The 13,220-nt window shown below is 73.8% G+C and carries 14 protein-coding genes and 1 pseudogene; 3 read left to right on the forward strand and 12 right to left on the reverse strand.

Translation table 11 applies throughout. The features are described from left to right. Positions 1-108: 108 nt before the first annotated feature. From IEY98_RS23535 to IEY98_RS23575, 9 genes and pseudogenes are all read right to left on the reverse strand, one after another. The gene (locus IEY98_RS23535) at positions 109-417 is read right to left on the reverse strand and encodes a type VII secretion target (protein ID WP_189212785.1); all 309 of its coding nucleotides are present in this window, start codon (positions 415-417) and stop codon (positions 109-111) included. Continuing rightward, entirely contained in the window at positions 414-755 is a 342-nt protein-coding gene (locus IEY98_RS23540; RefSeq protein WP_189212786.1) for a YbaB/EbfC family nucleoid-associated protein, read from the reverse strand. The genes IEY98_RS23535 and IEY98_RS23540 overlap by 4 nt, the downstream gene beginning before the upstream one ends. A gap of 19 nt (positions 756-774) precedes the next feature. Next, entirely contained in the window at positions 775-1,545 is a 771-nt protein-coding gene (locus IEY98_RS23545; RefSeq protein WP_229787286.1) for an ESX secretion-associated protein EspG, read from the reverse strand. Further along, positions 1,542-1,859, reverse strand: coding sequence for a hypothetical protein (locus IEY98_RS23550; protein ID WP_189212787.1), 318 nt, complete (start codon positions 1,857-1,859; stop codon positions 1,542-1,544). Before IEY98_RS23550 ends, IEY98_RS23545 begins: the two co-directional genes overlap by 4 nt. Further along, on the reverse strand, positions 1,856-3,136 hold the full coding sequence (locus tag IEY98_RS23555; protein ID WP_189212788.1) for a PPE domain-containing protein: 1,281 nt from the start codon (positions 3,134-3,136) through the stop codon (positions 1,856-1,858). The genes IEY98_RS23550 and IEY98_RS23555 overlap by 4 nt, the downstream gene beginning before the upstream one ends. A gap of 134 nt (positions 3,137-3,270) precedes the next feature. Further along, on the reverse strand, positions 3,271-5,283 hold the full coding sequence (locus IEY98_RS23560; protein WP_229787346.1) for an NACHT domain-containing protein: 2,013 nt from the start codon (positions 5,281-5,283) through the stop codon (positions 3,271-3,273). A 615-nt stretch (positions 5,284-5,898) separates the two neighbouring features. Next, a pseudogene (locus tag IEY98_RS32835) lies at positions 5,899-6,087 on the reverse strand (helix-turn-helix transcriptional regulator); the annotation flags it as partial. Between the two features lie 123 nt (positions 6,088-6,210). Beyond that, positions 6,211-7,374 (reverse strand): DUF8814 domain-containing protein, encoded by a 1,164-nt coding sequence (locus IEY98_RS23570; protein WP_189212789.1) that lies wholly within the window; start codon positions 7,372-7,374, stop codon positions 6,211-6,213. A gap of 197 nt (positions 7,375-7,571) precedes the next feature. Then, the gene (locus IEY98_RS23575; RefSeq protein ID WP_189212790.1) at positions 7,572-7,901 is read right to left on the reverse strand and encodes a hypothetical protein; all 330 of its coding nucleotides are present in this window, start codon (positions 7,899-7,901) and stop codon (positions 7,572-7,574) included. A gap of 74 nt (positions 7,902-7,975) precedes the next feature. Here IEY98_RS23575 and IEY98_RS23580 point away from each other — a divergent pair, with 74 nt between their 5' ends. Then, positions 7,976-8,908, forward strand: coding sequence for a 1-phosphofructokinase family hexose kinase (locus IEY98_RS23580; protein WP_229787288.1), 933 nt, complete (start codon positions 7,976-7,978; stop codon positions 8,906-8,908). Between the two features lie 3 nt (positions 8,909-8,911). Here the strand turns inward: IEY98_RS23580 and IEY98_RS23585 are convergent, their stop codons facing one another. Further along, entirely contained in the window at positions 8,912-10,582 is a 1,671-nt protein-coding gene (locus IEY98_RS23585; protein ID WP_229787290.1) for a BCCT family transporter, read from the reverse strand. Positions 10,583-10,727: 145 nt separating this feature from the next. On the opposite strand from IEY98_RS23585, the gene IEY98_RS23590 reads away from it, so the two are divergent. Both IEY98_RS23590 and IEY98_RS23595 read left to right on the forward strand, forming a co-directional pair. Next, positions 10,728-11,057 (forward strand): PadR family transcriptional regulator, encoded by a 330-nt coding sequence (locus IEY98_RS23590; RefSeq protein WP_189212791.1) that lies wholly within the window; start codon positions 10,728-10,730, stop codon positions 11,055-11,057. Continuing rightward, entirely contained in the window at positions 11,054-12,250 is a 1,197-nt protein-coding gene (locus IEY98_RS23595; RefSeq protein WP_189212792.1) for a DUF1700 domain-containing protein, read from the forward strand. Before IEY98_RS23590 ends, IEY98_RS23595 begins: the two co-directional genes overlap by 4 nt. 43 nt (positions 12,251-12,293) lie before the next feature. Here IEY98_RS23595 and IEY98_RS23600 read toward each other — a convergent pair whose 3' ends face one another. Both IEY98_RS23600 and IEY98_RS23605 read right to left on the reverse strand, forming a co-directional pair. Continuing rightward, a complete protein-coding gene (locus IEY98_RS23600) occupies positions 12,294-12,917 on the reverse strand; it encodes a YidC/Oxa1 family membrane protein insertase (RefSeq protein WP_189212793.1) in 624 nt (207 codons plus the stop codon). 31 nt (positions 12,918-12,948) lie between these two features. Beyond that, on the reverse strand, positions 12,949-13,212 hold the full coding sequence (locus tag IEY98_RS23605) for a DUF6412 domain-containing protein (RefSeq protein WP_189212794.1): 264 nt from the start codon (positions 13,210-13,212) through the stop codon (positions 12,949-12,951). Positions 13,213-13,220 lie beyond the last annotated feature (8 nt).

Consider the following 13,220-nt stretch of genomic DNA (forward strand, 5'->3'; position numbering starts at 1 on the left):
GCAGGGTGTGCTGTGGTGGCGTGGGGGTTATGGGGGCTGGAGGACTGTGAGGTTGCTGGACGCCGGGGGTGGAGGGCCAGGCTGGTGTGCCTGGGGTGGTCGGGGCGGTCACGGGTGGCCCTCTCGGGTGAAGGCGGCGGCGTTCTCGTCCTCTGCGCGGCGGTAGTCGGCCGCTGTGCCTGCCATACCGGTGGCCAGGTCGTCCGAAGTGGATGCGGCGTGGGCGATCGCGGTCGTCGTCGCGGACATTGCGCCCTGTAGGCCCGTCGTGAGGAACTGGGCGAAGGCGCCCAGGGGCTGGTTGCCCAGGGTGTCGGGGGCGCGGGTCGCGGCGGTGGAGAGGTGGTCGGAGAGGGTGCGGAGGTGGGTGGCGTGGCGGTCGAGGTGGTCCGGGTCGGTGCGGTAGTGGGTGGTCACCGGGGGGCCTCCGCGTGGGACCTGATCAGGTCCAGTGCCGGGCCGTCGCCGAAGTGGTGGGTCAGGATGGCGGTGGCGTGGGCGCTTGCCGCGTGGCGCGCCTGGCGGGCGGTGGTGACGATGAGCTGGGCGAGGGCGTCGACCTCCAGCCTGCGGGCGGCGGGCGTCAGCGCGAGGTCTTCGAGCGCGCCCGCCGCGTTGACCGTCACCGTCACCTCGCCGCGTGGTGAGGTCGCGCGGGCGCCTGCCGTTCGCAGGCCCTCCGCCGCAGCTTTCGCGCCCGCCGCCGCCTCGGCGAGGCGGTTGTTGTAGTCCGCGAGCCATTGTGCGGGATCCACTGTGTCCCCTTCCTGTGGTTTACCGCTGTCCGCGGGCGAACTGGACGGCTTCGGCGGCCGCCAGCCGGAACTCCGCGGGACGCAGCGGGTTGACGCTCGTCCAGCCGTCTGTCGTCTGATCGATGCGGACCCGCCCGGACGGGCTGTCCAGCCAGGAGAGCTCCGCGCCCGCGCGCTCGCCGGCCCGGGTCGCGCCCACCTGGCCGCGGCCGGTCACGGCCGGGAGCAGGCCGGTGAGCCGGGTGATCGCGTCCGGGTCGCCGCCCCGGTCGCGGATGAGGCCGCGCACCACCGCCCGGGTGTGGTCGTTGTCGCCCTCGCGGTGGATGAGCCAAACGGCGTCGTCGACCACGCCGGGCGGGAGGGCGATCGGCAGCGTGGACGCGCCCGGGACGTCCGCCACCGCCCCGGTCAGCTCGTCGGTCAGCGCGGTCTGCGGCACCCGGCGGACCGTCACCGGCCCCGGCTCGCCGGTGAACGACTGGCGGCAGACCAGCGCCGACGTCCTGTACACCAGCGCGACGACCGCCGTGGCCGTGTCGGTGCCGACGACCACGAGGTCCACCGTGCCCCGATGCCCGCGCAACGCGGTGACCAGGTCGGCGGCGAGTCCGCGCGGGCCGTGGTCGTCGGCAAGGCCGCGGGCGGCCAGCGCGCGTCCGGCGGCGGCGAGCCCGTCCGCCCGCTCCTCGGCCGAGCGGCCGAACGACGGCACGCGCAGCGGGAACGGGACGGGCACGCCCGCGTGGGTGGCGAGCAGGTCCAGTTCGACGAGCGCGAAGCCGGTCACGAGGCGGAGTCCCGCAGCGTCCAGCGGATGTCGGACTCGCCGTCGTCGTACGCGGTCAGCGTCGCCGACAGGGCCTCGTGGAAGCTCTGCAACTCGACCTCCGCGGCCAGCACCTCGCCGGTCAGCCCGGACCGGCCCGCCGCGTCGCGCAGCTGCTCGGCCAGGTGCACGGCGGGCGGCGCGGTGCCCAGCGCGGGCAGGCGCTCGGCCAGCCTGCTCGCCGACGCGACCAGCTCGCCGGTCTCCTCGGCCAGCCCGATCAGCTCGGTGACGCAGGTCCTGAGCCGGTCGGGTTCGAGCCGGAAGCCCTTCATCGCTCACCGCCGATGACCGCTGCGCACGTGGGGAACTCGACGGTGAACAGGCCGTGGTCGAGCACGGGCATGCGGTTCTCGTGCGTCTCGTCCTCGGCCCCCGCGCCGCGCTGGCCCGCCGACGGCGCCATGCCGCCGGGAGCGCCCGCGGGTCGGGCGGCCGCCGCTTCGGGCGACATGGGCGCGCCGCCGAACGAGACGGGCATCGCCGTGCCGACCCGGGCGCCCGCGCCGAGCGGGACCCGGCCCGGCTCCTTGACCGGCTGACCGCCGACCAGCCGCTCCCAGGGCACACCACCGCTCCGCGGCTCGTTCACCGAGCCCGTGGGGGGAGCGGTCGTGGACCCGGCCACCCCGTAGGTCCGTCCGCCGACGGAGCCGGGCACCGCCACCGTCGACCCGCGCAGGCTCGCCTCGTAGACGCGCATGGCGTGGACGGCCTGCGCCTTGGCCTGGTTGGCGGCGAGGTCGCCGAAGTACATGCTGGACCCGCCGGTGCCGACGGCGTTGAACGCCGTCCCCATCCCACCCCCGGACGGCGCGACCGCGGGCGCCCCGAACACCAGGAACCACCCCGACCCACCCGACGACGGCGCGGGCGAGAACCCCGAGACCTGCGTAGACGACGGCGCGAACGCCGCCGAATCAGGCGTGAACGCGGAGGGATCAGGCGCGAACGTCGCCGGATCGAAGGCGAACGCCGAAGGGGCGGGCGCGAAGCCCGATGAGGCCTGCGGCGCGAAGGCCGCCGCGTCCGGTGCGAAGACCATCGGGTCGGGCGCGAAGGCCGACGAGGCCTGCGGTGAGAACGCCGACGGGGCAGGTATGGAGCCCATCGGAGCTTGCGGTGCGTACGCCGGTTGGGTGCTCGGCGGGGGCGGTGCGGGTAGCGCGCCTGGGCCGGGTGTGCCTGCCGCCGAGGGGGGTGGCGGCACCATCGCCCTCGCCAGGGCGAGGGCCTCGCCCGCCTGGTGGGCGGTCTGCTGGTTCGCCGCCGCCCTGGCGCTGATGCCGTCGAGGCGGTCGGCGAGTTCGGAGAGGCGGGTGGCGGCCAGGTCGGCGGCCTCGCCCTGCCAGTGGTCGCGCAGCGCGGACTGGTGGTCGCGCAGGCGGACGGCCTGGTCGGCCAGTTCGACGCTGTGCCGCCGCCACTCCTCGGCGATGGCGGCCACCTCGGCGACGTCGGCCTGGTCCCAGACCATCCGGTACAGCTCTTCGTGGGTGTACGCGTCCCAGTTCACGCCGTCCGGCGTGGCCGCGGGCACGGTGAGGCTCACCCCTGGACTCCTTCCCCCGACGCCGGTCGGCGACCGGCGTTCCTGACGCCGCCGATCCTGCGCGGAGCGCGACCCGACCAGCCAGGCCAGCCACCGGCCATGTCTGGCCGCAGGGGACTACCAGGGGAAACGGGTCACTTCGGCCGTTTGGCCGGATCGACGCCCGCCAGATGGTCCTGCAGCCGCGCGTGCCGGAACTGGTACACCGCGCCCGCCCGCCGCAGGACGCCGCGGCGGTAGGCGTCGTCGAGGAAGGCGCGGACCGACCAGGGCAGCCTGCCGGTCAGCGGCAGGCAGAGCCGGGCGAACACCAGCCACTGCCCCCACGCCGTCATGGTCAGCGCGTAGCCGAGCCCGCCGGTCAGCCCGGCGACCAGGCCGAGGATGACGCCGAACAGCGGCGTCCAGCGGAACTCGATCGACTCCAGCGGGAGCTGCTGCAGCAGCGCGACCGCCGACCAGCTGATCAGCGGCACGATGAGCGCGAACGCGGGCCCGAACACCAGCAGCTGGATCAGCACGGTCCTGCGGTTGGCGTTCAGCAGGTCGATCGGGCTGCCCGCCGACCTGATGTCCAGCGGCGCCTCGCAGCGCGCGATCAGACCGGCCATCAGCGCGGCGGCCAGCCCGAACACCGGGCCGAACACCGCGCCGTCGACCAGCGCGAACACCGCGGCGTGGCCGTCGTCGAGCACCAGGCCGCGCACCACGCCGCGCGAGACGCCGAAGGCGAGTCCGAGCAGCAGGCCTGCCGCGAACCCGATCCGCGCCCGGGAGACGACGATGCCGCGCCGCCTCGGGTCCGCCCCGGCGCGGACGCGCAGCCGCACCCGCGACGGTTCCAGGCCCGCCTGGTTCACCAGCGCGTGCGCCAGGCCGAACGCGGCGCCCGCCACCGCGCCGAGCGTGAGCCCCATCGTGACCTGGTAGGCGTCGATGGAGCCGCTGATCAGCGCCTCCAGGACGATGTCCGCGGGTCCGATGACCGCCGCCACGACGGCGGTGACCACGAGCACGCGGACCGGGAGGCGCACGGACGTGCCCAGCTGCCACCAGGCGAGGTCATGGGTGCCGAGCCGGTTCAGGTGCCGGGCGAGGTGGCCCAGCCAGCGCCGCGCCTGGTCGGGCGGGTACGGCGCGGTCTCCGGCTGGTGCCGGTAGACGGTGGGGACGAGGTTGCCGAGCAGGTGCTCCTCGATGGCCTCCGACGTGGGGAACCGCGTGGTGTCGAGCAGGTCGGCGGGGTCGTGGTCGGGGGTGTCGCTGTAGATGGCGCGGGCCAGGCCGACCATGAGCGGGGTGGTCAGGACGGCGGCGAGGTTGACGCTGGCCGGGTCGTCCGGACGCTCGCGCAGCGCGGTGAGCACCGGCTGCCACGCGGGTCCGCCGCCACCGGTCTTGCGGGTGGTGCGCGGCAGGTAGGCGGCGAGGTCGGCCGGGGTGAGCCCGGTCAGCTCGACGCCGCCCGCCGCGGTCAGCACGTCGGTCCCGGCGACCGCGGCGGCGTACTCGCCGGGGCGGCTGGTCAGCAGGAGCGGCAGGCGGGTGGCGTTGAGCGCCTCCAGCGCGGGCCGGTGCAGCCCGTCGGCGATCTCGTCGAACCCGTCGAGGACGGGCACCACGCGATCGGTCTCGACCAGCGCGGCGGCGAGCGTCGACCCGTCGGGGCCGGGGGCGTTCAGCCCCGGGTGGTCCCGGCGCAGCTGCGCGGCGAGCCAGTCCCGCAGCCCGGTCGTGGTCGGATTCCAGGACGCGAGGTTGAACACCACCGGCACGGCCTCCCCGGCGGCGCGCGTCCGCAGGAGGTCGAGGACGAACCGCAGGGTGAGGATCGTCTTGCCGGACCCGGCCTGCCCGAGCACGACCAGCCTGCCCGACGGAATCCGCCGGTAGACCTCCACGATCTGGTCCAACCGCCCACTCAAGTCCAGCGGCTCCTGCCCTCCAGCGGCCCCAGCGCGGCGGATGTCGGCCCAGGAGTCGGTCAACTCCTCAGCCACCGTCCGCCAGCGCACGGGCAGGGGGAACGGGTCGTGGATCTGCCGCTGCTCCTCCTCCCGCTGCCACCGAGCCCGCACGGCATGCGCCAACTCATCGGCGGCGTGCCAGAGCCGGTCGTCTACCGACGACCGCGGCCAGGGCGGCACGGGCGCGGCGCCCGGATGCGGGAGATGGGCAGCTGGCCCTGCACCAGCGGGCGGCACGGGGTAAGCGGCTTCGGTGAGTGGGGCTGGTCCAGGTTGTGGGGCGGAGGTGGTCGCGTATGCCGGGTCGGCGGGTGCGGTCGGCCCAGGTTGAGCCGGGGACGCGGTGGCTCGCGCGGAGGCGGTGGGTGAGGTCGGCTCACGGAGAGGAGGCGTGGCCTCGTAGACCGAGGTAAGGGGTTGTGGTGACCCACATTGGGCGGCGGAGTCGGCCGCGGCGGCGGGGGTGGCTGGTCCACATGGCGGGGCGGCGGTGGGACCGCTCGGCCCGGGCTGCGCGGTGGAGGTGGGGGTGGCGGGTGCAGCCGGGCCAGCGGCTGTTTGAGCTGGGGGTGCAGGTAGGGGCGGTTCAGGGTGGAGAGCAGCGGGTGCGGTAGGTGTGCTGGCGGGGGCCGCTGCTGGGGCCTGCTCGGGTCGGGTGGGGTCGGTGGACACTGGTGCGGCCAGCTCGGATCTGGTGGTGCCGGTGACCGCGTCTGCGGCTGGCTCGGGTCGGGTGGTGGGGAGGGGAGGGGAGGGGGACCTGGCGAAGCCCGCGGCGGCGAAGAGGGTGGCTCTGTCGGGTTCGTTGAGGGCGAAGGCGTCGGCCAGGCGGCGGACGGTGGCCATTCGGGGGTCGGCTCGTTCGCCGGTTTCCAGGCCGCGGATGGTTCGGACGCCGAGGCCTGCGCGGTCGGCCAGGTCCTCCTGGGTCAGCTCCGCGCGGAGGCGCAGGTGTCGCAGCAGCGCGCCGAACTGGCTGGTCACATCCGCCCCCCGGTCGTCAAGATCCAGACTCAGGGGAGCCTACCGGCCAGTAGTGGCCGGTTGCCTGCCGGTTCTGGGAAGAGGAAACGGCCGCCCAGGGCGGCCGTGGCCCGCCCACCCCGGTCAGCACAGGGGCGCGACGGGCTCCTCCGAGTCGGTCATCAGGTAGGTGTCGGAGACGTAGTGGTCGGGTCCGATGCGGTCCCAGATGTCGCTGGTGCCGAGCGGCCCGGTGACCGTCTCGCCCACCACATGGCACTCCACGATGACCTTGGCCTTGTTGGCGGCAAGACCCTTCAGCGGCGCGCTGGTGCTCGCCGACTCGCGCACGTTCAGCGGTTCGCCCGCGGTGCTCACCACGCCCGTCGGGCCCGAGCCGGTCCACAGGTAGGAGACCGTCACCCAGTCGTTGTCGGACATGCCCAGCCCGTCCCAGAAGGTCCCGTCGGCGAGGTCGATGCCCGCCGGGTTGGCCACCGTGCGGTCGAACTCGTCGCGGCCGTCGTTGTAGCCGTCCAGGTACGCCGCCTGCGCCTCGGGCGTGCCCTGCGGCAGGTCCTGCCACATCTCGCGCTCGGACGAGGGGTTCCAGTAGTCGTCCTTGGTGTTCCACGGGCCGACGTCCCACACCGGCGCGTACTCGCAGCGGCTGTCGTCCGTGCGGCACACGCGGACGGTGTAATCGCCGGTGTCCCTCGGCGCCAGGCCGCGGCGCGAGGGCAGCGCGACGAAGTGGTCGCGGCTCTTGATCACGTGCCCGTTGGCGGTCGTGCCGCCGACGAGCCCTTCCCGCGTGGCGAACACGCGGTAGGTCAGCGGCCCCGTCGCGGCCCGCGTGCGCGCGACCGAGTCGGCGACGAGGTCGACCCGCGACACCCGCGCGCCCTTCCCGGTGAGCGTGACCCGCACCTGGACGGTGGTCACCGCCTGGGGCAGCACGTCCCCGGCGGGTGTCCACTCCGTCCAGTCGAGGTCGGACACCTTGCCGCGCACGTCGACCTCGGCCGCGCCGTCGGTGCTCGCGCTCACCCGGTTGACGGGCCTGCCCAGCACGCGCTCGGCCAGCAGCAGGTAGCCGTGGCTTCCCCCTTCGACCCGCACGTCCGGGTCCCGCAGCGTGAGCGCGCCGCCGTGGTGCACGACGTTGACGTCATCGCCGTCCACAACGGACAGATCCGCGCGCCAGGCGGTGTCGCCGGGCGTGGCCTGCACCGGAGCCGCGATCAGCGCGACGGGTACCGCCAAAGCGGCCACGGCCAGCGCCGCTGTCGTCCTTGCCCTGGTCATGCCGGAGCTCCCTTCCACACGACACGGTGTTCCGCGTCCGGGGGGAGCTTGCGGGAGTCGCCTCCATGATCCGTACCAGGATCATGCTTATCGTAGAACTCGCCGAGCGGTTCGGCGACCAGGAGCACGTCTGGGCAGTGGGCACGGACGGCCCGCACCACTGGTGGTGGACCAGCCGATGCTGGCGCGCCAACCCCTCACGGCCGCCACTGGGCGAGCGCGATCAGCAGCACGACCACCGCGGCGAAGGCGGCCACCAAGCCGAGCAGGCCCGCCCTGACCATGCCCGCGCCCACGGACCGCCACGGCTGCGGCGCGGTGGCCTTGAGCAGGACACCCGCGACGAGCGAGACGACCGCGACGGCGACGAACGCGGTCGCGTACTCACCACCACGCCAGCCCCGGTCGGCGAACACGTCCTCGACGAAGGCGAGCACGGTGGCGACCAGCAACGCGAACGGCGCCAGGAAGCCCGCGAACACCGCTCCCGGCCGCTTCCGCTCCTCGATCTCCATGCGTCCCCCCATAGCCCGCGATCCTACGGTCCAGCGCGCGAGCGGTCTCGCGTTTCCCGCGCCGCCGCCGGGGGTAGTTCCGGCGCGTGACCGAGAACCAGCCCAGCGTGGTCGTCTTCGCGCCGTCGCCGCAGCTCACCGTGACCGTCGAGGAGGTCGACGGCGCGCCCGACATGCACATCCACGCCGGTGGGCAGGGCGTGTGGCAGGCCAGGATGGTGGCCGTCCTCGGCCTGCCGGTGACCCTGTGCGGCGCGTTCGGCGGCGAGACCGGGTCGGTGCTGCGGCACCTCGTCGACGACGGCGACATCACGGTCTGCGCCCGCGAGGTGAGCGCCCGCAACGGCGCGTACGTGCACGACCGCCGCAAGGGCGAGCGCGACGCCGTGGTGGAGATGGCCGCCGACCCGCTGAGCAGGCACGAGCTGGACGACCTCTACGCCGTCACGTTGCGCGAGGCGCTGGCCGCGGGGACGGCGATCCTGGCGGGCGTGCAGGACCCGGGCGTCGCGCCGCCGTCGCTGTACCGCAGGCTGGTCGCCGATCTCGGCCAGCTCGGCTGCCGGGTCGTGGTCGACCTGGCGGGGGAGTACCTGCTCGCCGCGCGCGAGGGCGGCCCGTCGGTGATCAAGGTCAGCCACCAGGAGCTGCTCGACGCCGGGATGACCGACGACGACTCCGCGCCCGCCCTCGTGCGGGCCGCCGACCACCTGGCCGAGACCGGCGCCGAGCTGGTGCTGGTCTCCCGCGCCGGGGAGCCCGCCATCGCCCGCACCCGCGACGGCGTGTGCGCGATCGAGGTGCCCACCCTGCACAAGGTGGACACCCGCGGCGCGGGCGACTCCATGACCGCAGCCGTGGCCGTCGCGCTGGCCCTCGGCGAGCCGATGGACGACGCGCTGCGCCTGGGCGGGGCCGCGGGCGCGCTGAACATCACCCGGCACGGCCTCGGCACCGGCGAGGGGGCGACGATCAGGGCCATCGCCCGGCAGGTGCGGCTGACCCCGGTCGAGCGGTGAGCCCTACCGCTGCGCGCCCTTCTCCGGCTCGACCAGCCCCTCGTCGACCAGGCTCTGCGTCACGTGCTCGGTCAGCTCCTGGCGCTGGAGCCTGCGCTGGATGCGCACCATCGCCCTGCGCTCCCGGGAGAACACCCGGAAGATGGCCACGCACATCCCGATCATCACCAGGCTGAACGGCAGCGCGATGGCGATCGCCACGCCCTGCAGCGCGCTCAGCCCGCCCGCCAGCACCAGCGCGATGGCCACCGCGCCCTCGGCCGACGCCCAGAACACCCGGCTCCACTTGGGCGGGTTCACGTCCCCGCCGGAGGCCAGCATGTCGACCACCAGCGAGCCGGAGTCCGACGACGTGACGAAGAAGAGCACGATCAGGATGATCGCGCCGAAGACCACGACCGCGCCGCCGGGCAGGTCGGAGAGCAGGGTGAACAGCGCGCCCTCGGTGTCCACGGTGGCCGCCCCCGAAGCGTCGGCGCCGACCAGGCCGCCGTCGCCGAACAGCTGGCGGAACAGGCCCGCCCCGCCGAAGACCGAGAACCACAGGAAGCTCAGCAGCGTGGGCACCAGCAGCACGCCCGCCACGAACTCGCGCACGGTCCGTCCCCGGGAGATCCGCGCGATGAACACGCCGACGAACGGCGCCCACGAGATCCACCAGCCCCAGTAGAAGGCGGTCCAGTAGCCCTGCCACGCCTCGCCCTCCGCGCCCTGGAACGCGGTTGTGCTGAAGCTCAACCGCACGAGGTTCTGCAGGTACAGCCCGATCGACTGGATGAAGTCGCGCAGGATGAACAGCGTCGGGCCGGTCACCAGCACGAAGACGAGCATGATGCCCGCCAGGCCCATGTTCGCGTTGGACAGCCACTTGATGCCCTTCGCCACGCCCGTGACGACGGAGAAGATCGCGATCAGCGTGATGGCGCCGATCAGGACCACCTTGGCCAGGTTGCCGGGGTCGTCGAGGATGCCGACGAAGTCCAGTCCGGCCGCGATCTGGGTCACGCCGAGGCCCAGCGAGGTGGCGACGCCGAACAGGGTGCCCACGACGGCGGCGATGTCGATCGCGTCGCCGATCCAGCCGTTCACCCGGTCGCCCAGCACCGGTTCCAGCGCCCAGCGGATCGACACGGGCCGCTTCTTGCGGTGGATCGCGTAGGCGACGGCGAGGCCGACCACGACGTAGATCGCCCAGGGGTGCAGCCCCCAGTGCAGGAAGGTCTGGACCAGGGCGGCCTGCGCGCCGGGCTCGTCGGCAGCGGCGATGCCCGAGGCCCGGTTGGGGATGCCCGCGAGGTGGTTCAGCGGCTCGGCCACACCCCAGAACACCAGGCCGATGCCCATGCCCGCGGCGAACAGCATGGCGAACCACGACCGGCGCCCGAACTCCGGCTCCTCGTCGTCGGCGCCGAGCTTGATGTCCCCGAAGTGTCCTACCCCGACCCAGATCGCGAACACGACGAACAGGCTGACGATCAGCGTGTAGTACCAGCCGAAGTGGGCGACGATCCAGGACGACACCGTGCCGACGGCGCTCTCCATCGTCGCGGGCGACGCGACGGTGGCGACGACGAACGCCAGCGCGATCGCCGCCGACGGCCAGAACACCCGCGCGTGCACGGATTTCCCGCGCCGTCTGTCCTGGTGTCCTGTGTGGTGGTCGGCCGTGGCCACGATGAGTCCTCCTGGGAGCGTCCGGTCCGTCGTGATTCGGACGCAGACTAGCCCGGACAGTTTGCGATTTCGTGTCGACAGGTGCGCCTTGCGCACTACCGCGCTATGCGTAATAGTGTCCGTAGCGCCATACCAGGAGGGTGATGTGGATACGAGCCAGCTGCTCAAGGGGGTGCTGGACCTGGCCGTGCTGGCCGTGCTCAGGAACGAGGACGGGTACGGCTACGACGTGCTGCGCAGGCTGCGCACCGGGGGGATGGACGAGGTGGGGGACGCCTCCGTCTACGGGACGCTGCGCAGGCTGTACCGGGCCGGGTACCTGACCTCCTACGTGGTCCCCAGCGACGAGGGGCCGCACCGGAAGTACTACGGGGTCAACGAGGCGGGCCGGACGAAGCTGGCCGAGTCGGAGGAGGCGTGGCGGGCGTTCGCCGCGACGCTCGACGGGATCTTGCGGAAGGGGGCAGCGGCGTGAACGACATCGTCACCCGCCCTGAGGTCGCCGAGTACCTGCGGCGCGTGCGCGCGGGCCTGACCGGCCTGCCGGACGAGGAGGTCGCCGAGGTCATGGAGGACCTGGCGCCGCACGTGGACGAGGTGTACGCCGAGGCGGGCTCGCTGGAGGCGGTCGTCGACCGGCTCGGCACGCCCGAGGAGTACGCCGCCGAGCTGCGGCGCGCGGGCGGCTACCCGGTGGCGCAGGACACCCAGGCCGAGCGGCCCAGGACGTGGCGCGCGCGGTACGTGGTGTGGGCGGCGGCGGGGGCCACCGTGGCGGCGGGCCTGTCGGGGGTGCTCTCCGAGCGGTACGACGAGGAGGCGCTGGCGGTGGCGCTGCTCTGCGGGCTGGCGCTGCTCCCGGCGCTGTGGCTGGTGTTCGCCGGGATGGTGCGGCGCGTCGACGTCGAGTCGGTGCCCGAGTACCGGCTCGCCCGCGACCAGGCGCGGCGGGCGGTGCGGCGACTGCCGTCCCCCGAGCGGGTCCGCGCCCTGGCGCCCGGCTGGCGGGTGGCCCGGCTGCTGCTGGTCGCCCTGGGGTGCGCCGCCGCCGTCCGGGCCGACGCCGGGCTGTGGATGGTGGCCCTCCTCGGCGCGGCCGGTGTCCTGCTGTGGGCGGGCAGGCGGGTGGCCGTCGACCGGCGGCTCCTGCTGGTCGTCGTGCCCGCCAACGCGCTGGCGATCGGGCTGGGCCTGTCGCTGGCGGTGCAGGCGGTCGACGCGAGCGGACGGGACAACGGCTACTACTACCCGGTGTCCGTCTCAACGGGCCTGTCCTACAACGGTGAGCCGTTGGGGAACCTGTACGCCGTGGACGGCGAGGGCAAGGAGATCCCCGAGTTCTACCTCTACGACGAGCACGGCATACCGCTCAACGTCTACCAGTACGGCTGCTCGCCCACGAACGGAGAGCTGTTCGACAACCGCTTCCCCGCCCCCAACACGGTCTACGGCCCCGACGGCTGCGTGGAGCAGCCGGGCATGCCGTTCATCCCGCTGCCCCCGAACGGCACGACCACGGCGCCCACGACGACGGCGCCCACGACAACGGCTCCGACGAGCACAGGGCCGACGACCACAGTGCCGACGACCACAGGGCCCACGAGCGCCGCGCCGACCAGCACGGCGTCGGTCACGACCACGCCGAGCCCGACCACCACGAAGGGGTAGGCGCGGGTGGGAGCGGTCGTCGGGGGCCGCTCCCACCCGTGCGTCACAGCAGGCGGTACAGCAAGGCGCGCTCCACCAGCGTCCACGTCGTCGTGGTGAGCAGGTAGACCCCGGCGGCCAGCGGCAGGACGGCGGCGACGGGCACCGTGCCGAACGGCAGCAGGCGCAGCCACCGGGCCATCGGCGGCTCGGGCGCCCCCGAGCGCAGCGCCTGCGCGGCCTGCCATCGAGCTGTGGCATAGGCCACGGCGGTCAGCGCGGCGAACAGTCCGACGAAGACCGGTGTGAAGGCGAACACGCCCAGCCAGTGCGTGCCGAGCGGCGCGCCGAACAGGGCGCCGTCCAGCAGCGGGCTGTCCGTGGTCACCAGGCGGTACATCACCATGAAGAACGGGATCTGGACCAGCGCGGGCAGGCAGCCGGTGAACAGCGACGTGCCCGACTCCCGGTACAGCTCCAGCGTCTTGCGCTGGAGGGTGCGGGGGTCGTTGCCATAGCGGGTTTTCAGCGCCCCCACCTGCGGGGCGAGGGCGGCGCGGGCTTTCTCGCCGCGCACGGCGGCGCGGGCGAGCGGGTGCATGAGCAGGCGGACGAGCGCGGTGAAGGCGACGATGGCCAGGACGGGCGTGGCGAGCCCGGCCAGGGCCGCGCCCAGGTCGTGGAACACGGTACTCCGGATGTCGAGCGGGCAGGACGGATCAGGCAGCGCGGAGGCTGCGTCCTGGGGCTCGAGGACGGGGACGACCCGCGGCGTCGGGATCGCGCAGGCGCAGGAACGCCGTGCGCTGGGACCGCTCGCGCAGGGAGAGGGACCGCGCCCACGACGGGCAGGCCGTCGGGAGCGGCGCCACGCTGACCAGCAGCACGATCAGGGCGACGGCCGCGACCGCGGCGACCAGCTCGGTGGGCTGGTGGACGAGGAGGAGCGCGAACAGCGCCAGCAGCGACCGCCAACCGGGCATCCGCGTCA

The sequence above is a fragment of the Actinokineospora fastidiosa genome (genome assembly GCF_014648415.1).
Lineage (GTDB): Bacteria > Actinomycetota > Actinomycetes > Mycobacteriales > Pseudonocardiaceae > Actinokineospora > Actinokineospora fastidiosa.

Excerpts from the sequence above, each read along its gene's own strand:
- IEY98_RS23550 (WP_189212787.1), bottom strand. The coding sequence starts at position 1,859 with ATGAAGGGCTTCCGGCTCGAACCCGACCGGCTCAGGACCTGCGTCACC.
- IEY98_RS23570 (WP_189212789.1), bottom strand. The coding sequence starts at position 7,374 with ATGACCAGGGCAAGGACGACAGCGGCGCTGGCCGTGGCCGCTTTGGCG.
- IEY98_RS23575 (WP_189212790.1), bottom strand. The coding sequence starts at position 7,901 with ATGGGGGGACGCATGGAGATCGAGGAGCGGAAGCGGCCGGGAGCGGTG.
- IEY98_RS23605 (WP_189212794.1), bottom strand. The coding sequence starts at position 13,212 with ATGCCCGGTTGGCGGTCGCTGCTGGCGCTGTTCGCGCTCCTCCTCGTC.